This is a genomic window from Nonlabens sp. Asnod3-A02, from assembly GCF_045063755.1.
In the GTDB taxonomy this organism is placed as follows: Bacteria; Bacteroidota; Bacteroidia; order Flavobacteriales; family Flavobacteriaceae; genus Nonlabens; species Nonlabens xylanidelens.
Map to the genome: position 1 here is coordinate 376,142 of NZ_JBEFOC010000007.1, position 23,881 is coordinate 400,022.

Below are 23,881 nucleotides of genomic sequence, written 5' to 3' on the forward strand. Positions count from 1 at the left end.
AATGGGGATTTTTAATTTTAATAAGAATCTTTATTCTCTACTAAGAACAGACTTACCAGCAAATTTATTTAAATCGATTTTAGGAGAGTTGTGCAACTCTACTTTAGCATCTCCACTAGACTCAAGATTCAATTGGTTTTTTACATTAATAACAGCGTCTGCGTTATCAGTGATATTTAGATCTAATTTATTAAAGATTAAATTTTCTCCTTTAAAGTTACTTTTACTCTTTAACTGTATATAACCAGTTTTAATATCACCTTCTATGGTTGCATCTGCACGATCTTTCATGTTTAACTCTAGGTCGTCATATTTAATTAGTGCTTTTACAGTCGTGTTGTTGTCTAGATTTACAACAGCTCTTTTACCAGTAAGGTTTAATTCTGCCTCTGTACTACGCTCTGCATTAAGAGTTAATCTTTCTACAGTTGCGGTTAAATAAACTTCGGCATCTTTTTCTATGTTCAATTCTAGATCTTCAAAAAGAAGACTAGTTACAGACGATAGTTGTGCGTCATCAGTTACAGTGATTTTATTTAATTCTGGACCGTAAATAATTCTGAATTTCATCTCTTTCTTAGAGCGTATTTTAGCCGTAGTAGTAACCACAAGTTTACCATCTATAACTCTTGCAGCAAGATACTGGTGTAGATTAGAATCTGTCGTGATCTCTACTTGAGGAGAAGCTCCAGGAATAATTTCTATTTCATAATCACCATTAATCTCTAAGGTCTCAAAGGGATCGATAGGGCTTATCTCGGTAGTAACCTCACGGTTTCCTTTTACCTTAATAAGATCTTGAGCACTCATTATAGTAGTGCTTAATGCAAACACAAATAGTAGTAATTTTTTCATTGTATTAATTTATTTGGTAAAGGTAAAACAAAAACCGCTCCAACATGAATTGGAGCGGCTAAGAGTTCTACATCTCAATCACAAGGGTAGAACGTCAACTGAAAATTATAATCTAATAAGTATCTGTGGTCTCCATAGTTATACCGCCTAGATCTAGTTTGGTTGTCACTGTAATTTTGTCATCGTTTTCTACATCGTCATCTTCATATTTCCATTTTCCATCTGTGGTAGTTGTAGAATCGATAATTCTATTAGTATCTAGAGCGTCGTTTTCATTTGAATTATTGTGTCTAGATCTAAAACTACCATCTTTAGGACATTCTAGACATATTGTTTTTCCATCACTTATCTCATACTCATAAGAACCGTCATAGCGTTTTTCTATTCTTAAAGCTTCGTCAGTCATCCAGGAATCATAACGGTCTTTAAAGCTATTATTAAACTTAACTTTAGTTCCTTTAGGTAAATAGATGGTTACATTCACTCGTTGACCGAACACGCCCGAACCTTTAGGAACAATCAAGTAACTAGGAGCAGTAAAGGAAGAATCTGTAATCTCATAATCATAGACCAGTGATTCTGCATTTAATTTTGCGGTGTCAAAAGAGTCTCCTTTGGCCTTAAAATTAACACTCACTCGTGCTAGACTATCTCTACTCGTTGCAAATGCTATATAAACGTTATTTTTTCGAACGGCTTTTTCTCCATTATAATCAACAACTTTTAAACCATTGCTAGTTACATAAGTCTGGTCTCCTAGATTACCGTCTTTCAATAACTGCAATTCAAACACCTTTTCTTTATCGATAGAAAATTCTTGAACTTCTATTACATTACCGTCATAAGCTTGTGTCGCAGCTATTCTGGCAACAGAAACACTAAGTACAATTACAGAAATGATCCACAGCACCACAAGAATGATTTTTGCTGGCATACCGATAGATTTCAAATTATTTACTAATAATTTAAGACCTAAAATAGCGAGTACTAGTAAAGGAATACCGACAGCAAAAATAATAGCCGTTAATAAAATCCATGAAGCCTGATGGTTGGGTATCACGACATCAAAGAAGTGAATTAAATTCTGTCCATCTACATCAATAAAGCTAGCCGTAATTAAAGAAACAACAAGACCTATAAGAGCAGTAGTAGCACTTAAGAAAACTATAAGCCCTATAATTTTAACTAGAGCTTTAAAAAAGCCTTTGATTAATTTCCCCAAAAAACCGAAGAATTTAATAGAACCACGTTTACCTTTTTGACCTACAATATGGTGGTCGGCGTCAGTCTGCCCATCGACCACGGGCTCAAAACCCTGCTTAAAATTCTCTTCTATATTAGTAATGTTTACTTCTTTGCCCATCATGGTAAGACGCTGGTTAGTCGTCACAGCATCTGGTACTAGAATCCACAGCAAAATATATAAGGGTATTACCCAACCCCAGCTTATTATGACAGCTATTACTAAGATGACACGCACCCAAATTGCATCTATTCCTAGAAAATAAGCCATACCGCCAGAAACACCACCTACATAACCGTTTTGTGTATCTCTAAAAAGTTGTTTGTTTTTACCAGGAGTTCTGAATTTACTTCTGGAAGTTTGCTCTTCAAATATTTCTTCATCAACCTCATAGTCTTCAGGTTGTCCCATGATGTTAATCACCTCTTCTACATGGTTTATAGAGATCACTTGTTGTTCATTAGCTCTTTTTTCTAGAAAAAGCTCGGCAATACGCGATTCTATATCGCTCATTATCTCGTCTGCGCCGCTAGTACCGGCAAATGATTTACGTACCGCTGCCACATAACGTTGCAGTCTTTGATAGGCATCTTCGTCTATATGGAAGAACAGCCCAGCTAGGTTTATATTGATGGTCTTGTTCATGATTTTTTAGTTTTAGGTATGGTCACTAGGTTAACTGCATTTTTAAGATCGTCCCAGGTTGTGGTCAGTTCTGTAAGGAAAATTTTACCAGTTTCAGTAAGTCCGTAATACTTACGTGGTGGTCCACTGGTGCTTTCTTCCCAGCGATAATTAAGCAATCCAGCATTTTTAAGTCTCGTGAGTAATGGATAAATAGTTCCTTCTACCACCAGCATTTTAGCATCTTTTAAAGTTCCTAGAATCTCAGCCACGTAGGCGTCATCTTCTTTTAAGATGGATAGAATGCAGTACTCCAGTACGCCTTTACGCATTTGCGCTTTTGTGTTTTCTATCTTCATATTAGTTATTATTAGGTACTTCTACCTCAGTATGATGAGGTATGAAGTTAATCGTTAAAGGATAATTGTAATCATGACCATCATGCGCTTTTATAGCAGCTTTAATCGTACATACTAGATCTATTACTGCCAGTATTAATATTAAAGTACCGCATATAAATCCACTAGCTATTACGGTGCTAAAAATTCCCATATCATCCCAAAATGGAAAATCATGACCATGATTCATTGCTTCCCATAAACTAGGGCCGCCAGAAATCATAGATCCTATTATAATACCGCCACCTATAAAAGCCAGTACGATAGTATAAAGTGTGATACTTATTTGAAAGTTGATGGCCTGTTTACCATGTCTATCGATAAAATCAGATTTCTTAGAATTTATCATCCATAAAAGAATGGGTAGAATAAAATTACCTAAGGGGAAAAGCCATTTACCGAATGTCAATAAATGAATTCCGGTAGCAATATTATTGTGGTTGTTTTGGTTCGTTGATTCCATAGCCTATTATTTTCTTATGCAAATATATGGTTAAAAGATAGTATTATGCAATACAAAGTACCATATATTTTTTGTAACCTATTGATTTTTAAAGTTCCGCTTTCGCGAAAGCGTAATGATTACAAGGCTTTTCAGAGTTTTTATAATCTTAATTTATTTTTTAAAATTCGTTTTTGTTTTTTAAATATTTAGTTGGTTTGAAGTGATTTCTTATTCATTGCATACAAAAAAAATTAAATAGAATTCGGTTTTTAACTTGAAAAAGCGATTTAATTATTAAATTCCCGAACACGATTTAAACACCATCTTATGATCACGCCCAAGAAAATTAATGCCTTTACATTTTTAAAATTACCTAGTTGCTGGTGGAGTGGTGTGAGGTGTAAAGAAATAGATGCAGAGAACTGTACGGTAACCGTAAAGCATAAATGGTTCAATCAGAATCCATTTAAAAGTATGTATTTTGCTGTACAAGCCATGGCTGCCGAACTTTCTACAGGCGCGCTGGTCATGTCTTATATTCAAAAAAGCGATGCACGAGTTTCTATGCTAGTTGCAAATAATAAAGCGACTTTTACTAAAAAAGCTACCGGCCGCATTACCTTTAAATGTCACGATGGACTTGCTATTAAAGAGGCGATAGAAAAAACTGTCGCAACTGGCGAGGGACAGACGGTATGGATAACGTCTCAAGGTGTAAATGAAGACGGCGTACAAGTGAGTGAATTCCAATTTGAGTGGACCGTGAAGAGAAAGTAGTTTATAGTCTCAGTGAGCAGTAGACAGGTTGATTTGTGCGCTGTCTCATGTAGTTTATTCACTCTGACCATCCCAGAAAATTTGGCTTGAGTCTAGTTGATTTAAAGAAATAGTCAGTTCCAAATTTATCTGGGATCTGCTGGAAATTTCTCGGAGTTAGTAAAGTTTTCATACTTATACCTACCTTAATGGTTCTATTCTCTATTTTTACTTCATGAAAGCACATTTCCAGAAATACGTTTTAGAATTTAAACAACCGGCAGGAACTTCTCGTGGTATTTTAAAAACCAAAAACACTTGGTTTCTTATTATCGATAACGGTAATAAACAAGGAGTAGGAGAGGTGAATATGTTTTCTGGTCTTTCTATAGATGACAGACCAGAATTTGAAAAACAACTGCAATGGACTTGTGATCATATTAATTTATCACCGGTAGAGATGATGGAGACTTTAAAAAAATGGCCTTCTATTTTATTCGGTTATGAAATGGCGATGAGGTCCTTGCAATCCAGCGATCCCTTTACATTGTTTCCGTCTATGTTTACAGGAGGACAAGATGCTATTTCTATCAACGGGCTCGTGTGGATGGGAAACCAAGATTTTATGATGCAACAGTTAGAAGAAAAACTAACAGCTGGATTTGATTGCATTAAAATGAAGATAGGTGCTATCGATTTTGAAGCGGAAATGAGTCTATTAAAATTGATACGTTCTCGCTTTCGCGAAAGCGAGATTACTATAAGAGTTGATGCAAATGGAGCTTTTACACCTCAAAATGCATTGGGTAAACTAGAAGAAATTGCAAAGTACGATGTACACAGCATCGAGCAGCCTATTAAACAAGGCCAATGGGATGATATGGCAAGACTGTGTGAGCAAACACCGCTAGATATTGCGCTAGATGAAGAATTAATAGGTCTTTATAATATAGAAGAAAAGATAGCCTGTCTAGATGTTATTAAACCGCAATACATTATCTTAAAACCTGCTCTAGTAGGTGGTTTTCAAAGTAGTAGAGAATGGATAAATCTCGCTACAGAAAGAAATATAGACTGGTGGATTACTAGTGCACTAGAATCTAACATAGGTCTTAATGCTATAGCACAATTTACGTATACGCTAGGTAATAAAATGCCACAAGGTCTAGGTACAGGTTCTCTATATACTAATAATATCGAGGCGCCACTAGAGATTAAAAATGGACAGTTGTGGTGTAACACATCGGGCAATTGGGATACTAATAAAATAAAGTTTTAAATATGTTTATTAAAAGAGGTGCAAACGGTTTTCATGATACGTGGAAGTGGCTGATAGGTGCCGTGGTAATATTTTTGGGTTGTCAGTTTTTTGGTGCTATGCCATTCACTATTGCTGTAATTTATGAGCAATTTACGCTTCATGGAGTAGATGCATTAAACAATCTAGATGAGTCTACATTAATGAATACCTTTTCAAAAAATGTTACTTTCTTTTTATTGATGTTCAGTTTTGTGGTAGGTACGCTAGTGTGGTGGTTGTGGATTAAATATATTCATAAGTTAAGCTGGACAGCATCTACTACCTCACGAGATAAATTTGATTGGAATAGAGCTTTCTTTGCCTTTGGTGTGGTAGGACTTGTATCTATAGCAACTACTTTAATAGGGTATTACAGTGCGCCAGAGGTTTATATATGGAACTATGATGCGACTAACTTTGCGATACTTGCAGTTATTGCAATCGCTCTAGTGCCTATACAAACTACATGGGAAGAGCTGTTTTTTAGAAGCTATGCTATGCAAGGATTAGGAATTATATCTGGTAATAGAGCAGTTCCTTATATTCTTACTTCAGTTGTTTTTGGGATGATGCATATTTTTAATCCAGAAATTGCTACTATGGGCTATATTGTTATGATATGGTATGTAGGTACTGGTTTTCTTTTAGGGACTTTTACTTTAATGGATGAAGGTACAGAGCTTGCCATAGGTTTTCATGCTGCAAATAATTTATTCATTGCGTTATTAGTAACAGCAGACTGGACAGCATTTCAAACAGATTCTCTATTGATAGATACATCAGATCCCACTGCAACATGGGAGACTTTTATACCTATGTTTATTTATTATCCTGCTTTAATTTTATTGTTTGCTAAGAAATACAAATGGAACAATTGGAAAGATAAATTGTTCGGTAAAATAGAAGTACCTGCCTTAAAAACTAATTATGATCCCAACCATACATCCCACGTTTAAATTAAATGGTCACTCTCTAGATTATGAAGGAGTGATGACTGTTGCATATAGTTATGTAAAAGAAGGTGAAGAATGGGAAAAGCAAGTAGGTGATTTTTTACTGAGTTGGTTAGATGACTTTGATGTAGTTACGGTTAAAACTAGTGGTTCTACTGGTATTCCCAAAGAGTATAAACTAATAAAACAGCATATGATTAATAGTGCTGTTATGACAGGTAAACGCTTTGATATAGGAATAGAAAAAGATGTGCTATGTTGTTTGCCTTTAAGTTATATAGCTGGTAAAATGATGCTTGTGCGTGCCATGACTTTAGGCTGGCACATAGATCTAGTACAACCTAGTACTATGCCTTTAAAAAAGGTAGAAAAGCGATATGACTTTACAGCCATGTCACCGTTGCAAGTTTCTAAATCTTTGGACGATATACATAAGGTACGTAAAGTGATCATAGGTGGTGGTGCTGTTTCTCAAGGTTTAATCGATCGATTAAGTGGAAAACACACGCAAGCATTTCATACCTATGGAATGACAGAGACAGCTTCTCATATTGCGGTAAGACAACTATATCCTTCTTATGAAGAGAATTACTCTGTTGTGGAAAATGTAACTATAGAGAAAGATGAGGAAGGTAAACTAGTTATTCATGCTCCAGAACTGGCGAGAACATCTTTAGTTACAAACGATCTTGTAGATTTAATAAACGAGAATCAGTTTAAAATACTGGGTAGGGTAGATGATGTTATTAATACTGGATCTGTAAAAGTGCATCCAGCACAAGTAGAACAGAAGTTGTCAGTACATATTCTAGAACCTTTCTTTTTATCTGCAAAGGAAGATGAAGAATTAGGTGAAAAAGTTGTTCTTGTAATTCAAGGTGAAGAAAGAGATCTACAAAAAGCTTTTAAAAAGCTAGATAAATTTGAAGTGCCTAAGGAAATTTACTTCGTAAAAGAGTTTGCTTTAACGCACACAGGTAAAATAGATAAGAGAGTAGTTTTAGAAAAACTATTTTCAGATAATAGATAAAGACTCATAGGAGCCTTAAAAGTAAAAAGCCTTTAATACTAGTTGTATTAAGGGCTTTTTTTATTCTCTTGTATTGTCTATTCTTTTAGCAATAACATCTGTAGCTCTATCGAGCATTCGGTATACATTTTCAAAACCTTGTGTACCGCCGTAATATGGGTCTGGTACATCTAAATTTTCTTCAGGAAAGGCTTCATCTAATATTTTGATAACCTTTTTCTTTTCTTCTTCTGTAGAAGCAAGTGAGATGACATCATCATAATTAGACTGGTCCATTACATAGATATAATCAAATTTCTGAAAGTCCTCTTTTAAGAGTTTGCGACTTTTTTGATTTGTTATATCCAGTCCGTTTTTCTTTGCTATAGCAATGGATCTTTTATCAGGAGCTTGTCCTTTATGACCTCCGCTTGTACCGGCACTGTCTACTTTAAATTTTGTAAAATTTAATTTAGATCTCATCAAGCCTTCAGCAAGAGGAGATCTACAAATATTACCTAAACATATCATTAATATGTTAGTCATAATAGATTCTAGTTAGAAAGTTTTTTATGTAAATCTTCAACATATTTACTGAATTGCTTATCGGTAGAAGCAAGATTATCAACAGTCTTACAAGCATGTAAAACAGTAGCATGATCACGCTTACCTATTTGAGTACCTATACTTGCTAGAGATGCCTTAGTAAGTTTCTTAGAAAAATACATAGCTAGTTGTCTCGCTTGTACGATATGACGTTTACGTGTCTTAGACTGTAGTGTTTCTACATCCATTGAGAAATAGTCACTTACTACTTGTTGTATTTGATCTATAGAAATCTCACGTTTTGTGTTCTTTACATAGTTCTCTACAATCTTGCGAGCAAGATCTATAGTGATATCCTTTCGGTTGAAAGAAGAGTGTGCGATTAACGAAATAATAGCTCCTTCTAATTCTCTAATGTTGGTCTTAATGTTGTCTGCTAAATAATGAATTACATCATCATCCATTTCTACACCATCACGATATAGTTTGTTCTTGATTATAGAAACACGAGTTTCATAATCTGGATGATTCAACTCTGCACTAAGTCCCCATTTAAAACGAGAAAGTAAGCGTTGTTCAATATCCTGCATGTCTACAGGTTTCTTATCACTTGTAAGAATCACTTGTTTACCATTTTGGTGCAAGTGATTAAATATGTGGAAGAAAACATCTTGTGTACTCGCTTTACCTGCAAAGAACTGAATGTCATCAACGATAAGAACGTCTACAATTTGATAGAAGTGAATAAAATCATTTCTATTATTCTTACGTACAGATTCAATATACTGTTGTGTGAATTTTTCAGCACTTATGTAAAGTACTGTTTTGTCAGGGTAGTTTTCTTTGATACCTACACCTATCGCATGTGCAAGATGTGTTTTTCCTAAACCTACACCACCGAATATTAATAGAGGATTAAAACTAGTTCCACCAGGTTTGTTAGAAACAGCCATACCAGCACTACGTGCTAGTCTGTTAGAATCACCTTCTAAGAAAGTTTCAAAGTTATAAGAAGGATTAAGTTGAGACTCGATCTTTACATTTCTTATTCCAGGAATAATAAAAGGATTCTTAAGCTCTGGACTTTTACTTCTAACTGGCGCATCTACAGACTGCGAGTTATTAATAGAGCGGTTACTACTAGGTATTTTTTCAGTAAAGGCTTCCATACCTTTTGTAGGGTTCTCCATCTTGATCGCATAGATCAATTTTGCTCCCTCGCCTAGTTCACGTGTTAAGGCAGTTTTTAATAATTTTATATAATGTTCTTCTAGCCATTCATAAAAAAAACGACTAGGTACTTGAATACTTAAGGCAGTATCTGTTAGCTTTACCGGCTTAATAGGTGCAAACCAAGTTTTGTAAGCTTGGGGTGCAATATTATCCTTTATAAAAGCTAGACAATTGTCCCATACCGATTCTGCAGTCAGTGTCATATATATTACTTTTTTCAAGTTAGAGTTGGGTCGATTAAGAACTAAAAATCACAAAGAAATCCTGTTGTTAAAATCGATGACAAATATGTGTATAAAAAACCTTAAAAAAAATTTATTTCAGGTTTGATTTCTGAAAAAAAAGTCGCAAGGATATTTCTTTTTTTAAAACCTAATTAATAACTATAAATTATTATGGATACTATCACAATTAACATAAAGCCTAGATATTCAGAAACAGATCAAATGGGAATTATTCATCATGCTAACTATTTGATTTACTTAGAACAAGCAAGGTTAGAGTGGTTGAATCAATTAGGTTTTTCCTATGTTAAAATGGAAGAGAATGGTGTGTTGTTACCTGTATATAATATCGATATTAAGTACAAAAATCCGATCAAATTTGGGGAGGAAATTTCTGTCAAAATCAGACTGAAATCACTGCCTACCACAAGGGTTGTTTTTGAGTATGAAATAGTTAACAACAGTGGTGTTCTCTGTGCAATATGTGATCTAACATTAGTATTTACCGATGCAAAAACCTTTAGGCCTAGAAAACCTATTCCAGAATTCCTTAAAGCTTGTGAGCAATTATTCTAATTATGTAGGTTCTTAACAATTTCTGTTAGTTAATAACGCTGTATTTTCCTTTTTGTTTTATAAAATCAATGATGATAATCATACAATCATTTATTCTATGGTTTTTGCTTTTATAGGGTACATTTTATTGATTTGAGCAGTGACGGCTTCTTGTTGTGATGCTGGAACATCAATGTTGATAACACAGCTAGCAGTTAATTCTTGTTTTCCTATTTTAAAATTATTTTCATCTATAAATCTCATTACCTGACTCATTTGTGGGTATTCAAATTTGATCTCAATAGATGCGGTGATGGTGCGTACTTTAATTTGTGCTGTTTCTAAACTTATTTTTGCAGCCTCACGATAAGCGCTTACTAAGCCACCTACACCTAGTTTAGTACCTCCAAATATTCTTGAAACTACAACTAGAACATCGCTCAATTCATAAGAATTAATTTGCCCTAATATTGGGTCACCTGCACTGTGGCTGGGTTCTCCATCATCATTTGCTCTATAGTTATTATCGTCTGCGCCCAGTTTCCATGCATAGCAATGGTGTCCAGCTTTAGGATGTCTATTACGCAATGGAGCTATTAAATCATTCACCTCTTCATCACTAGTAATAGGAAAAGCATAGCCGTAAAATTTACTACCTCTGTCCTTATATAAGATCTCTGTGGTAGGTTTTGTTATTGTTTTGTAGGAATCTGCCAATTATAAAATTATGTTAAAGCAATCTTAAGAACTTGTGAAAGCGATTAGTTAGAATATTTTAGCAAAATAACTATTAAACTTAACCAATGAAAAAGATCTTAGCCTTATTATTTTTATCAGCCGCAATAATTAGTTGTGAGACCGAACCTTTAGATCCTAGCTTAAACACTGAAACTACAGGTAATGGAACTGGAACTGGCGGTGGAAATGTTACTGCTTCTATAGTAGGAGATTGGTTATATACAGATGTATCTACTACCACTACCACTAGCATTACGTTTATGGGGAATACTGTAGATTCTGTGGCCGAAGTTGAGTTCGTAAGTTCAGATTTAATACTCACATTTAATGCTGATGGAACTTATACTGCAATAGGGGAATTAATTACAGAGGCATTTGCATTAGGAATGTCGGTAGGAAATCAAACCCAATCTATAAATGATTCAGGAACTTATGTTATTACTAACGACGTTATTGAATTTTCAGGTAGTTCTGGAACAGGATCTTCTCCCTTTGCACAAGGTGAAGCCATTCAAACTATACAGACATTAGATGCCACAGATTTAATTATTGAAATAAACGGTTTTACAACACAAGACACTAATGGAGCAACGATAGATACGGTTATAGAAGGTGCCGCAGAATTTGAAAGACAGTAAAAAAAATACAATTTGTTCAAAAAGCTTCTCTTAACCGAGAGGCTTTTTTTTGTGTTACGCTTTCGCGAAAGCGATCATAAGAATAGCAACTATAGCCACTATAATACCTATGTAATTCTTAGGGATAAGTTTTTCTTTAAATATAAGAATGCCTAGAATAGAAGCAAAAAGAACGGTAGCCACATTATTAATAGGGTAAACCACACTGCTTTCCATGCCGTTTTTTAAAGATTTGATTATAAAGTAAATTGAAAAATAGTTAGGAATACCTAATGCGATACCAGCAATTATAGACCTTAAATTGATAAAACGCTTTTGTGTCGCCTCGTACAAAAGAATGATGATACCTATTGTAAAAGCGGTGGCAAAACACATGGCGCTGAATAGAGATTCTTCTCCTATAGGGACATAGTTTATTTCGGCATATTTAAGAGTGGTGTCTATGATACCACTTCCTAAAAATAAAATAACAGGAAGAATAAGCGTTCTTTTATCCAGTTGAAGTCCATCCTTACTTTTAACCGAAGTAAGGTATACAGAAACAAGAGCGAGTAATATGCCTGCTATTTTCATCCATCCTATAGATTCTTGATATAACCATATTCCTGCGACAACAGGAATAACAAGTGACATTTTCCCAGATACAGCGGCTACCGTTAGACCGTTTTTCTGGCTGGTAAGTGCCATGATATTAAAGATAAAGATAAAAAGTGCGCCTATAAAAAACGAATAATACAGCCAGTCTGCCTGTAAGATGTTTTCCACATTAGGTACTTGTCCATAGGATGTTAAACCTGTGATGCACGCGATAATGTAATTAATGATGATAGCGTGTAAGGTGTTTACCTTAAAAATTTCAAAGTATTTGAAAATCACATAAAGTAAACTAGATGTGATAACACTCAGGAATAACCAGATCATGCGTTAAGATATGTTTTTAAAACATCTTGCTTTATAGTTACTCTATCTAGAATTGTGTAGTTGCCATTTATTTTTGGCGCTGGCAGTCCGTTATGAAATAAAATTTCGGTTCCCATAAATTGCATCGCTTCATCCCATAAATTAGCATCGATAAATTGTTGAATAGTACGGGAGCCACCTTCTATAATAACCGATTGTATCTGGTTGTTATAGAGTTCTTTAATTATGTTTTCAGGATTGTTAGAGTCTATAGTAATAGTAGGTGCTTGATTATCGAACACAACGTAGTTTTTATTTAGAGTATTTCTAGAATCTAGAACTATGCGTGTAGGGTTTATTCCATGCCAGTCCCTGCAAGTTAATGATGGGTTATCATCTATCACGGTTTGTGCGCCTATAAGGATTGCATTTTCTTCAGCTCTTAATCGGTGAGATAATTGTCTAGAATAGGAGTTAGTAATCCATACTGGTTTTTGTTCGTCTTTTTCTGCGGGCGCTATAAAACCATCGGCAGTTTCGGCCCATTTTAAAATAATATAAGGGCGTTTTTTTCTATGAAAAGTAAAAAAGCGTTTGTTAAGAAAATTGCATTCTTTTTCTAGGACGCCTACGGTGACGTCTATGCCTACTTCTTTTAATATAGCAACACCTTTGCCGGCCACTTTTTCATGTGGGTCTAGAGAGCCTATGACTACTTTTTTAAAGCCTTTTTTCACGATCATAGATGCGCAAGGTGGAGTTTTTCCGGTGTGAGAACAGGGCTCTAGGTTTACGTATAATACCGCTTTCGCGAAAGCGTCTTTACCATAACCATTTTTCTCAGCATCACGCACTGCGTTAACTTCAGCATGCGGTTCACCAGATTTTTTATGCCATCCTTCTCCAAGAATCTCGTCATTTTCAGAAACGATTACACTTCCCACTAGCGGATTAGGATACGTGGTGCCTAATCCATTTTGTGCTAGTTGTATGCAGCGTTGCATGTATTTCTCATCTACAGTCATTGATACAAAAGTAAGGCTGAATTAAAATCAAAAAGAGAAATCCTTTTAAAATTAGAAAATAATTTAACGAGCAGTGTGATGAAGAGTGAATGAAGAGATTCTAATATATTCCTAACTCTAGATATTATTTGGAAAGGGAACTTTAAATTCGCATTATGAAAATTCGCAAAATTTTACCTGAAGATAATCAGGCTATAAAAGATATAATTCAAGAATCCATCCTTGAACATGGGGCGCCTAAAGTAGGGACTGCCTACAGTGATGCCGCTACACAAGCTATGTATAAGCAGTACCAGCAGCCGCGTAGTGCATATTATGTGTTAGAGGTAGATGGTGTCGTATTAGGTGGCGCTGGTGTTGCTCCTTTAGATAACTACAAAGGGAATGTGTGTGAGTTGCAAAAAATGTATTTTAAACCAGAAGCTCGTGGAAAAGGCTATGGTAAAAAAATGATGATGACCTGTCTAGAGTATGCAGCTAGCTTGAAATTTGAAAGTATTTATCTAGAGACTATGGATAATATGTATAAGGCACAAGGTTTATATAAGCATGTAGGTTTTGAGTTATTAAAAGCGCCACTAGGTGATACAGGGCATTTTTCATGTCCAGTGCAGATGTTGAAGAGGTTTTAGTTAATTTAAATTATTTACAGTTAATCCTTATAAATTTACATTTTGAGTTCAGTTTTTGAATTCAATTTCAATTGAAAAAAAATGACTTTAAATCAATTCAAACTTCTTTATCAAGAGCAGCTCGCTCTATTATATCCAGAAAATGAAATTCATAGTATTTTACAAATAGTCTGTGAAGATTTGTTGAATTGGTCTCGATCTGATTTTTTAATTAATGATAGAGAAGAGATGAGTCACATTCAAGAAGAGGTGCTTCAAAATGCTTTGAAAGAATTGAATACGTCAAAGCCGGTACAGTACATAACTGGTAAAGCTCATTTTTACGGGCATGAGTTTATGGTGAATTCGGCTACTTTAATACCGCGTCAGGAAACGGAAGAGCTGGTACATATGATTATCGAGAATCATAAAAAAGATACCTATCTCAACATGATTGATATAGGTACAGGAACCGGTTGTATAGGTTTGTCTCTTAAGGCTGCTATGTCTAGTTTTAGTGTGACGTTGATGGATGTTTCTAGTGAGGCGCTAGAAACTGCACAAGCAAATGCTGCTCGACTTAAGACACCTGTAAAAACTATTCTACAAGATGTACTAACTTTAGAAGAATTACCAGAACAGTATGATGTTATAGTGAGTAATCCACCATATGTTAGGAATTTAGAAAAGCAAGAAATTCATGATAATGTCCTAGAAAATGAGCCGCATCTGGCTTTGTTCGTAGAAGATCATGATGCTTTAATTTTTTACCGTAAAATATTGGAATTGGCTCAAAAAGCCTTGAAAAAAGATGGTGTCCTTTATTTTGAAATTAATCAATACCTACCAGAAGAGATGAAAAATCTAGCAACAGAATTAGGTTTTGAATCTCAAATTTATAAAGATTTAAACGGTAACTATAGAATGATGAAGGCTCATAAAAATGAGCTTTAAGAATTAAATAAATTGTTGATATCAAACCGTAAAGAATTAATAAATAAGCAGCCCTTTTTGTATTTTACAATCTTATAATTAGAGCAATAGATAGCACGTTTTCTATGAGTCCAAAAGAACAAATACAATCCTTGCGCGATGAATTGCGTGAACATAATTTTAATTACTACGTAAACGATAATCCTACTATATCAGATTTTGAATTTGATAAAAAATTGGAGCAATTAAAAACGCTAGAAGCTGCACATCCTGAGTTCTATGACGCGACTAGTCCATCAGTACGTGTAGGTGGAGAGGTAACAAAAAACTTTCATACCGTAAAGCATATCAACCGTATGTACTCGCTGGATAATTCATATTCCATTGATGATTTGCGTGATTGGGAAACGCGTATTAAGAAGATTGTCGATGGTGATATTCGATATACTTGTGAGCTAAAGTATGATGGCGCGAGCATTAGTTTGCATTATGAAAATGGCAAATTTATACAAGCGGTAACTCGTGGTGATGGAAATCAAGGTGATGAAGTAACGGCAAACGTGCGTACTATTAAGTCGGTGCCATTACAATTAAAGGGAGATGATATTCCTGAGAAATTTGAAATACGAGGAGAGATTGTATTGCCATGGGAAGGATTTCATAAGATGAATGAAGAACGTGAAGCACAAGGTTTAGATTTATATCGCAATCCTCGCAACACGGCGAGTGGTAGTTTAAAATTACAGGATAGTGCAGAGGTTGCAAAAAGACCGCTCGACTGTTTATTATACTCACTTGCAGGAAATAATTTACCAGTAAAGACACAATATGACTCTTTAGAATATGCTAGAAAATGGGGTTTTAAAGCTCCTAAGGAAAGTGAATTAGTTGATTCTATAGAAGAGGTTTTTGAATTTATCAATCATTGGGATGTGGCAAGAAAGGAGTTGCCTTATGAAACAGATGGTGTAGTGATTAAAGTGAATTCATTAGACCAGCAAGATGAGCTAGGTTTTACTGCCAAAGCGCCTAAATGGGCCATGGCATACAAATTTGCTGCAGAGCAAGTTTCTACGAGGTTAGAAGAGATTACTTATCAAGTAGGTCGTACAGGATCAATAACACCTGTCGCAAACTTAGAGGCTGTTGAGATCTCTGGAACCACAGTGCGTAGAGCGAGTTTGCACAATGCAGACCAGATTGAAAAACTGGATATAAGAGTAGGTGATGAAGTTTATGTAGAAAAAGGTGGTGAGATCATACCTAAAATAGTTGCAGTAGATCTGTCTAAGAGACCAGAAAACTCTGTTCCTACAGTTTATGCGACACATTGCCCAGAATGCCATACAGAGTTGGTGCGTAGTGAAGGAGATGCAAAGCATTACTGCTCTAATGAAATGGCGTGCCCACCGCAGGTAAAAGGACGTATACAGCATTTTATATCTCGTAAAGCACTGGATATAGATGGAATAGGTGCTGAAACGGTAGATCAATTAGTAGAGGCTGGAATGATTCATAACTATGCAGATTTGTACGATCTAACTGTAGAGCAGGTTTTGCCATTAGATCGTATGGCTCAAAAAAGTGCCGAGAATATGATTAATGGGATAGCTGCAAGTAAACAGGTTCCGTTTGAGAGATTGTTATTTGGATTAGGAATCAGATATGTTGGGGAAACGGTTGCTAAAAAACTAGCTAAACAGTATAAAAATATAGACGCACTTTTAAAAATGCCTGCAGAGCCAGAAAAGAATGGTTTAGACCTTTTTGCAGATGTTACTAGTGCGGCAGATAAGAAAATAGAAGAACTGACTGCAGTACCAGAAATAGGTGAGAGCATAGCTAGATCTCTCGTAGAGTTTATACAGGACGATTATCATATTGCACTTATTGATCGATTAAAGACAGCTGGATTACAGCTAGCATTAAGTGAAGAGCAACTAGAAGGGCAAACAGAGAAATTAACTGGTAAAAGCTTTGTTATTTCTGGAGTATTTGAAATGTCTAGAAATGATCTTAAAAAGTTGGTAGAAGATAATGGAGGTAAAAACTCTAGTTCTATATCTAGTAAAACAGATTATCTTATACGTGGTGATAAAATGGGGCCTTCTAAGCTCGAGAAAGCAGAGAAATTAGAGATCACTATGATAAGTGAACAAGAATTTCTTGATATGGTTAAATAGGTTTCTGTTTAATGATTTAAAGAAATCTTATTGTTTTAATTCCGCTTTCGCGAAAGCGGAATTAAAATATATTTATAATCAATTAACTTACTTCTTCTCCATGCTGACTTGCGTCCAGACCACGCTCTTCTTGATCGTCTCTTACTCTTATAGGAATTAATAGATCCACAATTTTATAAAGTGCAAGGCTGCCGAAAAAGGTAAATATAGAAACTCCTATTAAAGCAATGATGTGCCACATAAAAGTGTCTGTTTCACCGCTTGTAAGTCCTACTTCTTTTGCAAATACTGCGGTAAGAATCATACCTACTATTCCTCCAACACCGTGACTAGGAAAAACATCTAGTGTGTCATCTATTCCTGTTTTTGAAAACCATGAAATAGCTAGGTTACTAGTTATAGCAGCAAAGAAACCTATGAAAATACTTTGGGATATAGTTACAAATCCTGCAGCAGGAGTGATAGCGACTAGTCCAACTATGGCGCCAATACAGGCTCCTAAGGCGCTCATCTTACGGTTACTGAACCTCTCGTAAAACATCCATGTAATCATGGCTGTTGCACTGGCGATGTTAGTGTTTGCAAACGCGATAACGGCATCTGCATTTGCAGCTAGCGCACTACCTGCATTAAAGCCAAACCAACCAAACCATAGCAAGCCAGTTCCTAAGATAATATAAGGAACGTTTGCAGGGTCATGTGTTATTTTTTTACGTTTACCTAAATAAACAGCACCTGCTAGGGCAGCAAATCCTGCACTCATATGAACAACAGTACCACCTGCAAAATCTAAAACGCCTAAGTTGCGTAATAAGCCGTCTGGATGCCATGTCATATGAGCTAGTGGTGTGTATATGAAAAGGGTGAATAGAACCATGAATAATATGTAGCTTCTAAAACGCACACGCTCTGCAAAGCTACCAGTAATAAGTGCTGGTGTTATGATAGCAAATTTGAGTTGGAACAAAGCAAATACTAAAAATGGAACCGTGCCCGCAAAGTCTGGGTTAGGCGCAAGCCCTACGTTTCTGAAGTTGAAAAAAGTCATAGGGTTTCCTATGATTCCGTGCCAGCTTTCTCCAAAAGCAAGTGAGAAACCTATAAGTACCCATAGAATACTCACTACACCTAATGCTACAAAACTTTGCAACATTGTTGAGATCATCGATTTTTTATTCACCATACCACCGTAGAAAAAGGCTAGACCTGGTGTCATTAATAAGACAAATGCAGATGCGATTAACATCCACGCAGTATCACCGCTATCTATAGCGCTCATGTCTCCGTTTTCAGTATAAGGACTACTGAAGAATAAACTGATTAATACTAATACTGCAAGAATAATGAAATTGACTTTTCTGCCCATTTTGAAATCGGTTGATTATTTTTTCAAATATAGAACATCAGTCTTAAATATTCAGTTTTATTGCTGACAACCCTATTTAAAATAGGGTGAAGGGTTGTTTAGGTGTGTTTTTGGGTAGTGATATGATAATTTTATAGGGGTAGAATTGTGAATATCTTATTTTAGGTTATTCAAGAATGAAACAGAGCTGTTAAAAGGCTGGTTAATTTAGTTTTTTAATTCTTAAAAACACATAACTGAAGAAAATCATAAATATAAAATCATTGAGTCCGTAAATGGAATAGAAAATACCAGCTAGTAGGTCTCTCGATCGTAAACCGTTTCTAGGCTATTGTTAAAAAACCAATGTAAATAAGCAAGTGCATAGGCTAGTTTTTCTATAACAAACACACCTATAAGCCATTTTAGATTTTTAAAAGTTTTAGAAACAGCTATATATGCCGTGCCTCATACCATAATCATTAATAGTCCGAAATAGGACATGACCACAGGATCTGTTTCTGTAATAACTTTGTTTGTTAATCCTTTAGAGAAAATAGCAACACCAGTTATATTCATTGCGCCAGTGGCTATAAATCCTTTTGTTATAGTTTTAGTATTCATTTTCAAAATTTGAAGCATACAATTGTTAAAAGTATTTTTGCTAATCCTTCACAACCTCAAAATTGATGCTTTTAGCATAGATAATGTGATCATGTATATTTAAACGACATCTAATATCTGTAATAAAGTATTGATCTCCAGCTTGTCCTGAATCTACCATTCTTCTTATTTTTATAGTTGTAGAAGATCCATTAATTATTGAGACTTTTCCATCTCTTACTTTGGTGATTTTTAAGTCTTCTATATTCCAAGTAACATTCAAATTAAAATTTGGGAGAAATGAAGAAAATGATCTTGTCTTTTTAAAATCTTTTAATTTAAGCTTATTGTTTATAGGATTTTTAGGGTGAAGTTGAAATTTAGGATTTGGAAACTTCTTGGCATTGACAACAATTGTATCTACCTGATTTTTATAAGTAATAAATAAGCTAGTTCGTTTTTTTTCTTCAAAATTCAAGATATAGCGACCATTTTCATTTTGTTTAATAGTACCGTTATTAGTCGTTACAACTAAATCTTTTTTATTAGATCCATCAAAAATTAAATAATTATCTAAATATTGATATACATTACGGTAGTCTACAGTTTTAAAACTGTATTCTTTTTTACTCGAACAGCTAATTAGGAGAAAAACCACGAACGAAATAATAAAATATTTTCTATACTTCATAAACCACATCTACACCTTTATCTATTTTTCCTTCTGTTAAATAGAAATCAATACGTCCTAAGTTGATACCGTAACATCCGACTTGATTTACCATTACGTCTTTTCCTATTGCATTTTTTACAATTTCAGGTGCGTCTAAAAATGTGTGTGTATGACCACCTATAATTAAATCTATACCAGATGTAGCTGCAGCAAGAGCAAGGTCAGATACTTTATCACCGCGATAAGAGTAACCTAAATGCGACATGCAAATTACTAAATCACAGTTATCTTCTTCTCTTAATAACCTAGCTTGATCTTTTGCGATTTCTATAGGGTCGTTATAGATCGTTTCTTTATACATTTTAGGATCCACTAGACCTTGTAATTGTATTCCCACGCCGAATAATCCTATACGCACGCCATCCTTTATAATTACCTTTCTCGATTTAGTATGACCGTCCATTATGGTGTTAGAAAAATCATAGTTAGAAATCACAAAGTCAAAAGAAGCGTTAGGCAGTTGTTTGTATAGTCCATCTATACTGTTGTCAAAATCGTGGTTACCTATGGTAGCGGCATCATATCCCATCATAGACATCAATTTAATCTCAAGCTCACCACCATAGAAATTGAAATATGGAGTGCCTTGAAATATATCACCGCAGTCTAGAAGTAGTGTATTGGGGTTTTCTTCTCTTACTGTATTAATCAAAGCTGCTCTACGGGCTACGCCGCCACGGCCATCGTTACGGCCGCCAGAGATAGGTTCTATATGAGAGTGAGTGTCGTTAGTATGTAGTATGGTTATTTTTTTAGTGCCTATTTCTAGTTCTGGACCTGTAATAATGCCATTTGCAAGAGCATAATTAGACCATAAAGCTGTTCCTGCTACAATTCCTGCGCTTGTATTGCGTATAAATTTCCTTCTTTCCATTTTATTTGCTTTGGGGTAAAATTACTTTAAGATGTCAAACCTGTTATCTCTCTCAAATTTTAACGTGTCTACCTTTTTAAAATAATCAATAACGGCATTTCTTATTTTATAATCTATTTTAGTAATAGGTGCTCCTTTAAAGAAGCTCATGTTATCACCACCGCTATATAGATAATCGTTAGTAGCAACGGTGTATATTTTATTAATGTCTAGAGGTTTTTTATTAATAAGTACGGTATGGATGGAGTCGTCTGTATTTAGTAAAATTTGCAAACCGTCTATAGGATGTGCGCTTTTACGTTCTATTAGGTAATTAATCATTTCATTAACCTGTTTACCGCTCAATTCTGCAACAACTATTTCGTTATCAAATGGCATGATTTCATAAGCATTGCGCATGGTAACTGGTCCTGCGTTTAACCCTGCACGTATACCGCCATGATTAAGTAATACTATATCTATGTTTTTGCCGGTTCTAGAATTATATACAGGTTCTCCTTGTGTTCTGACTATAGCTGCCATCATATTCCCAATAGGAGTGTTGAGTTTATAGTCATTCTTATGCATTGAAGTAGTGTTGTAGCTTATCTGCTCGTTCATTTGTCCGTCTAGAGACTTTTTGAAAGGGGCAATAAAAGCCTCGATTTCTTCAGTGCTTTTTAAATTTGAGTCTACGGCTGTTTGATTTCCTGAGACTTTGTTAAGTTGGTATCCTTTCTGACTGCAGGAAACTAGAAAGATGGTGGATAATAATACCGCTTTCGCGAAAGCGGTATTATTAAATAGTACCTTACTGTTTACTAACTTATTTTTTTTCATAAAGCTTCGTGCTATTGTGCTACTTTTGTGAAGTAGAATAAGTAGTAAAAGTACATGATTTTTGACGTTTTAAAAAAGCGATGGTTACGTAAAGAGTTCCGTAAATTAGAAAATAGTTTGAGGGAGCGCAGGCAACACTGGCCTAAAACGCTAGTAATAGTTTTTGATGTGAATCAAGTGTCTGATATAAAGCTTTTTAAAAAGTGGGCTCAAACTTTACATATTCCTATAGAAAATTTAACACTTCTAGGTTTTACTAAGGACGCAAAGAATGATAGTGTAGAAGGAGCTGTTTTGTTTGATAAAAACCTTGTTAAATGGAGTGGAGGTATCTCATCAGTAGATTTTAAAAAGATCTTGAGTGCGTCTTATGATTTACAAATCAACTATTTTGAAACTCCTAGTATAATGACCAGGTATGTGTCTTTAAAGTTAAATAGTGGTTTTAAAGTAGGTTATCCTTCTCATGAAGAGTGTTCTTATGATCTTGCAGTTAACGTTCCATTAACTAATCAAGAGCTATTTATCTCCGAAATTGCGAAATATTTAAAAATTCTTAATAATTAACATGCAAGATTTAATAGGTACCGGTGTTGCGCTTGTAACGCCTTTTAACGCTCAAGGAGCGATAGATCACGAGGCGTTGTCTCGTATTGTTAACCATCAAGTAGATAATGGTGTAGATTATTTAGTAGTTCTAGGTACTACAGGAGAAAGTGTGACGCTTTCTAAAGAAGAGAAGCAAGAAGTAATTAAAACTATTAAAAAGGCAAATGATGGTCGTTTACCCCTAGTTATAGGAGTAGGTGGCAATGATACTGCTGTAGTAGTTAATGAGTTAAAAACGGCAAATTTAGAAGGTTTTGTAGCAGTGTTGTCTGTGTCGCCGGCATATAATAAGCCTACTCAAGAAGGAATTTTCCAACATTTTAAAGCTGTGTCTGAGGCTAGTCCTTTACCGGTGATTTTGTATAATGTTCCAGGAAGAACAGGTTCTAATATGGCAGTAGAAACAGTAGTTAGATTGTCTCAATTTGACAACGTAGTTGCTATAAAAGAGGCTGCAGGAGATCTGGTACAAGCTATGAATATGATTCAATATACTCCCAAAGATTTTCTTGTGATATCTGGAGATGATATGATTGCAAACGCAATGACACTAGCAGGTGGAGCAGGTGTTATATCTGTAATAGGTCAGGCTATGGCACAAGATTTTTCTGACATGATACGTTATTCTTTAAATGGAGATGTAGGAGAATCTTATGAGTTGCATTATAAAATAGCGGCGAGCATAGATATGATTTTTGAACAAGGTAATCCTTGTGGGATAAAAGCATTATTGCATCATCTAGGTTTATGTGACGACAGTGTAAGATTACCGTTAGTTAAAGTAGATGAAGACCTAAGTTCAAGATTAAAATCTTTTTTAGACCAATACGAGAATTAAAATCATTACGTTAAGCAGTGTGAACGGGCTTTCTTTTTCCATAGAAAAAGTTACATTTGCAGCCCATTAAAGTTAAGTATGAAAAACCTTGTCGTAGTATTAATTGTAGCCATAACCCTTGCTAGTTGTAGTTCTTATCAAAAAGCTCTTAAGTCAGAAGATAACGCTGTCAAAGTAGCTATGATAGATACATTGTTTGCAAAAGGGAAGTATGGAAAAAGTTTAATGCTTTTTGAGCAAATTATACCGGTTTATCGTGGTACAGATAGTGCTGCGCCTATGGCTATTAAATATGCTAAGGCTCTTTATGAAGATAAAAGCTATGTAAATAGTGCTTATCAATATGAGCGTTTTATACAATCTCACCCAGCAAACCCTAATGCAGAACTTGCTTTGTTTATGGCTGCAAAGAGTCATTATCAAATGTCTCCTATATATTCAAAAGATCAAAATGATACGAATATAGCGCTTGCTAAACTGCAGGAATATATTAACCTTTATCCTTCTGGTCAGTTTGCTGACGAGACTAACCTACTGGTAGATGAATTAAGGTCTAAGCTAGATAAAAAAGCATACGAGACGGCAAAACAGTACCATCATTTTGGTAACTTTAGAGGTGGTTATATTTCAGCAATAAGTGCGTTTGAGAATTTTATAGTAGATCATCCAGGTTCAGAATATCAAGATGATGCTCAGTATTATCTGCTAGAATCTCAATATGAATATGCTATGAATAGTTTTTCTAACTTAGTTCCTGAAAGACTAGCTCTTGCTAAGAAATATTATGATACCTTTGCAAAACGCTATCCTGATAGTGAGTATAAAGAAGATGCCGACAATATACACGCTAAAATAGAGGATTATAATTCTAAGAATACAAGTAAAATATAA

At 35.0% G+C, this 23,881-nt stretch carries 26 protein-coding genes; 12 read left to right on the forward strand and 14 right to left on the reverse strand.

The window, feature by feature from the left end; genetic code table 11:
- Positions 1-30 precede the first annotated feature (30 nt).
- The 4 genes from ACJJVN_RS05020 to ACJJVN_RS05035 form a co-directional block, all read right to left on the reverse strand.
- Positions 31-855, reverse strand: coding sequence for a GIN domain-containing protein (locus ACJJVN_RS05020; protein WP_405369486.1), 825 nt, complete (start codon positions 853-855; stop codon positions 31-33).
- A 112-nt stretch (positions 856-967) separates the two neighbouring features.
- The gene (locus ACJJVN_RS05025; protein ID WP_405377340.1) at positions 968-2,743 is read right to left on the reverse strand and encodes a PspC domain-containing protein; all 1,776 of its coding nucleotides are present in this window, start codon (positions 2,741-2,743) and stop codon (positions 968-970) included.
- A complete protein-coding gene (locus tag ACJJVN_RS05030) occupies positions 2,740-3,081 on the reverse strand; it encodes a PadR family transcriptional regulator (RefSeq protein WP_104515431.1) in 342 nt (113 codons plus the stop codon). Before ACJJVN_RS05030 ends, ACJJVN_RS05025 begins: the two co-directional genes overlap by 4 nt.
- 1 nt (position 3,082) lies before the next feature.
- Positions 3,083-3,583, reverse strand: coding sequence for a DUF4870 domain-containing protein (locus ACJJVN_RS05035; RefSeq protein WP_104515430.1), 501 nt, complete (start codon positions 3,581-3,583; stop codon positions 3,083-3,085).
- A gap of 309 nt (positions 3,584-3,892) precedes the next feature.
- Between ACJJVN_RS05035 and ACJJVN_RS05040 the strand changes: the two genes are divergently transcribed.
- The 4 genes from ACJJVN_RS05040 to ACJJVN_RS05055 all read left to right on the forward strand — a co-directional run bounded on the left by ACJJVN_RS05040 (position 3,893) and on the right by ACJJVN_RS05055 (position 7,604).
- Positions 3,893-4,342: a DUF4442 domain-containing protein gene (locus ACJJVN_RS05040; RefSeq protein WP_405377341.1), complete on the forward strand. Its 450-nt coding sequence runs from the start codon at positions 3,893-3,895 to the stop codon at positions 4,340-4,342.
- Positions 4,343-4,556: 214 nt separating this feature from the next.
- The gene (locus ACJJVN_RS05045; protein ID WP_405377342.1) at positions 4,557-5,600 is read left to right on the forward strand and encodes an o-succinylbenzoate synthase; all 1,044 of its coding nucleotides are present in this window, start codon (positions 4,557-4,559) and stop codon (positions 5,598-5,600) included.
- A gap of 2 nt (positions 5,601-5,602) precedes the next feature.
- The gene (locus ACJJVN_RS05050; RefSeq protein WP_405369483.1) at positions 5,603-6,577 is read left to right on the forward strand and encodes a CPBP family intramembrane glutamic endopeptidase; all 975 of its coding nucleotides are present in this window, start codon (positions 5,603-5,605) and stop codon (positions 6,575-6,577) included.
- Positions 6,549-7,604, forward strand: coding sequence for an AMP-binding protein (locus ACJJVN_RS05055; protein WP_405377343.1), 1,056 nt, complete (start codon positions 6,549-6,551; stop codon positions 7,602-7,604). Before ACJJVN_RS05050 ends, ACJJVN_RS05055 begins: the two co-directional genes overlap by 29 nt.
- Positions 7,605-7,664: 60 nt before the next feature.
- Here ACJJVN_RS05055 and ACJJVN_RS05060 read toward each other — a convergent pair whose 3' ends face one another.
- Together ACJJVN_RS05060 and dnaA are read right to left on the reverse strand one after the other, a co-directional pair.
- On the reverse strand, positions 7,665-8,129 hold the full coding sequence (locus ACJJVN_RS05060) for a low molecular weight protein-tyrosine-phosphatase (RefSeq protein ID WP_405377344.1): 465 nt from the start codon (positions 8,127-8,129) through the stop codon (positions 7,665-7,667).
- Between the two features lie 8 nt (positions 8,130-8,137).
- Positions 8,138-9,565 (reverse strand): chromosomal replication initiator protein DnaA, encoded by a 1,428-nt coding sequence (gene dnaA / locus ACJJVN_RS05065; RefSeq protein ID WP_104515608.1) that lies wholly within the window; start codon positions 9,563-9,565, stop codon positions 8,138-8,140.
- Positions 9,566-9,757: 192 nt separating this feature from the next.
- On the opposite strand from dnaA, the gene ACJJVN_RS05070 reads away from it, so the two are divergent.
- On the forward strand, positions 9,758-10,162 hold the full coding sequence (locus tag ACJJVN_RS05070; RefSeq protein ID WP_405369479.1) for an acyl-CoA thioesterase: 405 nt from the start codon (positions 9,758-9,760) through the stop codon (positions 10,160-10,162).
- Positions 10,163-10,252: 90 nt separating this feature from the next.
- Here the strand turns inward: ACJJVN_RS05070 and ACJJVN_RS05075 are convergent, their stop codons facing one another.
- A complete protein-coding gene (locus tag ACJJVN_RS05075; protein ID WP_405377345.1) occupies positions 10,253-10,858 on the reverse strand; it encodes an IMPACT family protein in 606 nt (201 codons plus the stop codon).
- A gap of 86 nt (positions 10,859-10,944) precedes the next feature.
- Between ACJJVN_RS05075 and ACJJVN_RS05080 the strand changes: the two genes are divergently transcribed.
- Positions 10,945-11,517 (forward strand): hypothetical protein, encoded by a 573-nt coding sequence (locus ACJJVN_RS05080; protein WP_405377346.1) that lies wholly within the window; start codon positions 10,945-10,947, stop codon positions 11,515-11,517.
- Between the two features lie 54 nt (positions 11,518-11,571).
- On the opposite strand, the gene ACJJVN_RS05085 is transcribed toward ACJJVN_RS05080, so the two are convergent.
- Together ACJJVN_RS05085 and ribD are read right to left on the reverse strand one after the other, a co-directional pair.
- Complete coding sequence (locus ACJJVN_RS05085) at positions 11,572-12,438, reverse strand: EamA family transporter (RefSeq protein WP_405377347.1); 867 nt, start codon at positions 12,436-12,438, stop codon at positions 11,572-11,574.
- Positions 12,435-13,442 carry a bifunctional diaminohydroxyphosphoribosylaminopyrimidine deaminase/5-amino-6-(5-phosphoribosylamino)uracil reductase RibD gene (gene ribD / locus ACJJVN_RS05090; RefSeq protein ID WP_405377348.1) on the reverse strand — a complete coding sequence of 336 codons (1,008 nt, stop codon included), beginning with the start codon at positions 13,440-13,442 and terminating at the stop codon, positions 12,435-12,437. Before ribD ends, ACJJVN_RS05085 begins: the two co-directional genes overlap by 4 nt.
- 155 nt (positions 13,443-13,597) lie before the next feature.
- On the opposite strand from ribD, the gene ACJJVN_RS05095 reads away from it, so the two are divergent.
- The 3 genes from ACJJVN_RS05095 to ligA all read left to right on the forward strand — a co-directional run bounded on the left by ACJJVN_RS05095 (position 13,598) and on the right by ligA (position 17,169).
- Positions 13,598-14,074: a GNAT family N-acetyltransferase gene (locus ACJJVN_RS05095; RefSeq protein WP_405369474.1), complete on the forward strand. Its 477-nt coding sequence runs from the start codon at positions 13,598-13,600 to the stop codon at positions 14,072-14,074.
- An 81-nt stretch (positions 14,075-14,155) separates the two neighbouring features.
- Positions 14,156-15,007 carry a peptide chain release factor N(5)-glutamine methyltransferase gene (gene prmC / locus ACJJVN_RS05100; protein WP_405377349.1) on the forward strand — a complete coding sequence of 284 codons (852 nt, stop codon included), beginning with the start codon at positions 14,156-14,158 and terminating at the stop codon, positions 15,005-15,007.
- 104 nt (positions 15,008-15,111) lie between these two features.
- Entirely contained in the window at positions 15,112-17,169 is a 2,058-nt protein-coding gene (gene ligA / locus ACJJVN_RS05105; RefSeq protein ID WP_405377350.1) for an NAD-dependent DNA ligase LigA, read from the forward strand.
- An 82-nt stretch (positions 17,170-17,251) separates the two neighbouring features.
- On the opposite strand, the gene ACJJVN_RS05110 is transcribed toward ligA, so the two are convergent.
- The 5 genes from ACJJVN_RS05110 to ACJJVN_RS05130 all read right to left on the reverse strand — a co-directional run bounded on the left by ACJJVN_RS05110 (position 17,252) and on the right by ACJJVN_RS05130 (position 21,543).
- On the reverse strand, positions 17,252-18,535 hold the full coding sequence (locus ACJJVN_RS05110) for an ammonium transporter (RefSeq protein ID WP_405377351.1): 1,284 nt from the start codon (positions 18,533-18,535) through the stop codon (positions 17,252-17,254).
- Between the two features lie 447 nt (positions 18,536-18,982).
- Entirely contained in the window at positions 18,983-19,138 is a 156-nt protein-coding gene (locus ACJJVN_RS05115; RefSeq protein WP_405377352.1) for a hypothetical protein, read from the reverse strand.
- Positions 19,139-19,178: 40 nt separating this feature from the next.
- The gene (locus ACJJVN_RS05120) at positions 19,179-19,808 is read right to left on the reverse strand and encodes a hypothetical protein (RefSeq protein WP_405377353.1); all 630 of its coding nucleotides are present in this window, start codon (positions 19,806-19,808) and stop codon (positions 19,179-19,181) included.
- Positions 19,798-20,724, reverse strand: coding sequence for a bifunctional metallophosphatase/5'-nucleotidase (locus ACJJVN_RS05125; RefSeq protein ID WP_405377354.1), 927 nt, complete (start codon positions 20,722-20,724; stop codon positions 19,798-19,800). Before ACJJVN_RS05125 ends, ACJJVN_RS05120 begins: the two co-directional genes overlap by 11 nt.
- Before the next feature lie 21 nt (positions 20,725-20,745).
- Complete coding sequence (locus ACJJVN_RS05130) at positions 20,746-21,543, reverse strand: 5'-nucleotidase C-terminal domain-containing protein (RefSeq protein ID WP_405377355.1); 798 nt, start codon at positions 21,541-21,543, stop codon at positions 20,746-20,748.
- Between the two features lie 54 nt (positions 21,544-21,597).
- On the opposite strand from ACJJVN_RS05130, the gene ACJJVN_RS05135 reads away from it, so the two are divergent.
- The 3 genes from ACJJVN_RS05135 (at position 21,598) to ACJJVN_RS05145 (ending at position 23,881) form a co-directional block, all read left to right on the forward strand.
- A complete protein-coding gene (locus ACJJVN_RS05135) occupies positions 21,598-22,110 on the forward strand; it encodes a DUF6913 domain-containing protein (protein WP_405369468.1) in 513 nt (170 codons plus the stop codon).
- A gap of 1 nt (position 22,111) precedes the next feature.
- Entirely contained in the window at positions 22,112-22,990 is an 879-nt protein-coding gene (gene dapA, locus ACJJVN_RS05140; RefSeq protein ID WP_405377356.1) for a 4-hydroxy-tetrahydrodipicolinate synthase, read from the forward strand.
- Positions 22,991-23,068: 78 nt separating this feature from the next.
- Positions 23,069-23,881 (forward strand): outer membrane protein assembly factor BamD, encoded by an 813-nt coding sequence (locus tag ACJJVN_RS05145; protein WP_104515412.1) that lies wholly within the window; start codon positions 23,069-23,071, stop codon positions 23,879-23,881.

Coding starts and splice junctions, on each gene's coding strand:
- ACJJVN_RS05020 (WP_405369486.1), bottom strand. CDS start 855: ATGAAAAAATTACTACTATTTGTGTTTGCATTAAGCACTACTATAATG.
- ACJJVN_RS05025 (WP_405377340.1), bottom strand. CDS start 2,743: ATGAACAAGACCATCAATATAAACCTAGCTGGGCTGTTCTTCCATATA.
- ACJJVN_RS05030 (WP_104515431.1), bottom strand. CDS start 3,081: ATGAAGATAGAAAACACAAAAGCGCAAATGCGTAAAGGCGTACTGGAG.
- ACJJVN_RS05035 (WP_104515430.1), bottom strand. CDS start 3,583: ATGGAATCAACGAACCAAAACAACCACAATAATATTGCTACCGGAATT.
- ACJJVN_RS05040 (WP_405377341.1), top strand. CDS start 3,893: ATGATCACGCCCAAGAAAATTAATGCCTTTACATTTTTAAAATTACCT.
- ACJJVN_RS05045 (WP_405377342.1), top strand. CDS start 4,557: ATGAAAGCACATTTCCAGAAATACGTTTTAGAATTTAAACAACCGGCA.
- ACJJVN_RS05050 (WP_405369483.1), top strand. CDS start 5,603: ATGTTTATTAAAAGAGGTGCAAACGGTTTTCATGATACGTGGAAGTGG.
- ACJJVN_RS05055 (WP_405377343.1), top strand. CDS start 6,549: ATGATCCCAACCATACATCCCACGTTTAAATTAAATGGTCACTCTCTA.
- ACJJVN_RS05060 (WP_405377344.1), bottom strand. CDS start 8,129: ATGACTAACATATTAATGATATGTTTAGGTAATATTTGTAGATCTCCT.
- dnaA (WP_104515608.1), bottom strand. CDS start 9,565: ATGACACTGACTGCAGAATCGGTATGGGACAATTGTCTAGCTTTTATA.
- ACJJVN_RS05070 (WP_405369479.1), top strand. CDS start 9,758: ATGGATACTATCACAATTAACATAAAGCCTAGATATTCAGAAACAGAT.
- ACJJVN_RS05080 (WP_405377346.1), top strand. CDS start 10,945: ATGAAAAAGATCTTAGCCTTATTATTTTTATCAGCCGCAATAATTAGT.
- ACJJVN_RS05085 (WP_405377347.1), bottom strand. CDS start 12,438: ATGATCTGGTTATTCCTGAGTGTTATCACATCTAGTTTACTTTATGTG.
- ribD (WP_405377348.1), bottom strand. CDS start 13,442: ATGACTGTAGATGAGAAATACATGCAACGCTGCATACAACTAGCACAA.
- ACJJVN_RS05095 (WP_405369474.1), top strand. CDS start 13,598: ATGAAAATTCGCAAAATTTTACCTGAAGATAATCAGGCTATAAAAGAT.
- prmC (WP_405377349.1), top strand. CDS start 14,156: ATGACTTTAAATCAATTCAAACTTCTTTATCAAGAGCAGCTCGCTCTA.
- ligA (WP_405377350.1), top strand. CDS start 15,112: ATGAGTCCAAAAGAACAAATACAATCCTTGCGCGATGAATTGCGTGAA.
- ACJJVN_RS05110 (WP_405377351.1), bottom strand. CDS start 18,535: ATGGGCAGAAAAGTCAATTTCATTATTCTTGCAGTATTAGTATTAATC.
- ACJJVN_RS05115 (WP_405377352.1), bottom strand. CDS start 19,138: ATGAATACTAAAACTATAACAAAAGGATTTATAGCCACTGGCGCAATG.
- ACJJVN_RS05120 (WP_405377353.1), bottom strand. CDS start 19,808: ATGAAGTATAGAAAATATTTTATTATTTCGTTCGTGGTTTTTCTCCTA.
- ACJJVN_RS05125 (WP_405377354.1), bottom strand. CDS start 20,724: ATGGAAAGAAGGAAATTTATACGCAATACAAGCGCAGGAATTGTAGCA.
- ACJJVN_RS05130 (WP_405377355.1), bottom strand. CDS start 21,543: ATGAAAAAAAATAAGTTAGTAAACAGTAAGGTACTATTTAATAATACC.
- ACJJVN_RS05135 (WP_405369468.1), top strand. CDS start 21,598: ATGATTTTTGACGTTTTAAAAAAGCGATGGTTACGTAAAGAGTTCCGT.
- dapA (WP_405377356.1), top strand. CDS start 22,112: ATGCAAGATTTAATAGGTACCGGTGTTGCGCTTGTAACGCCTTTTAAC.
- ACJJVN_RS05145 (WP_104515412.1), top strand. CDS start 23,069: ATGAAAAACCTTGTCGTAGTATTAATTGTAGCCATAACCCTTGCTAGT.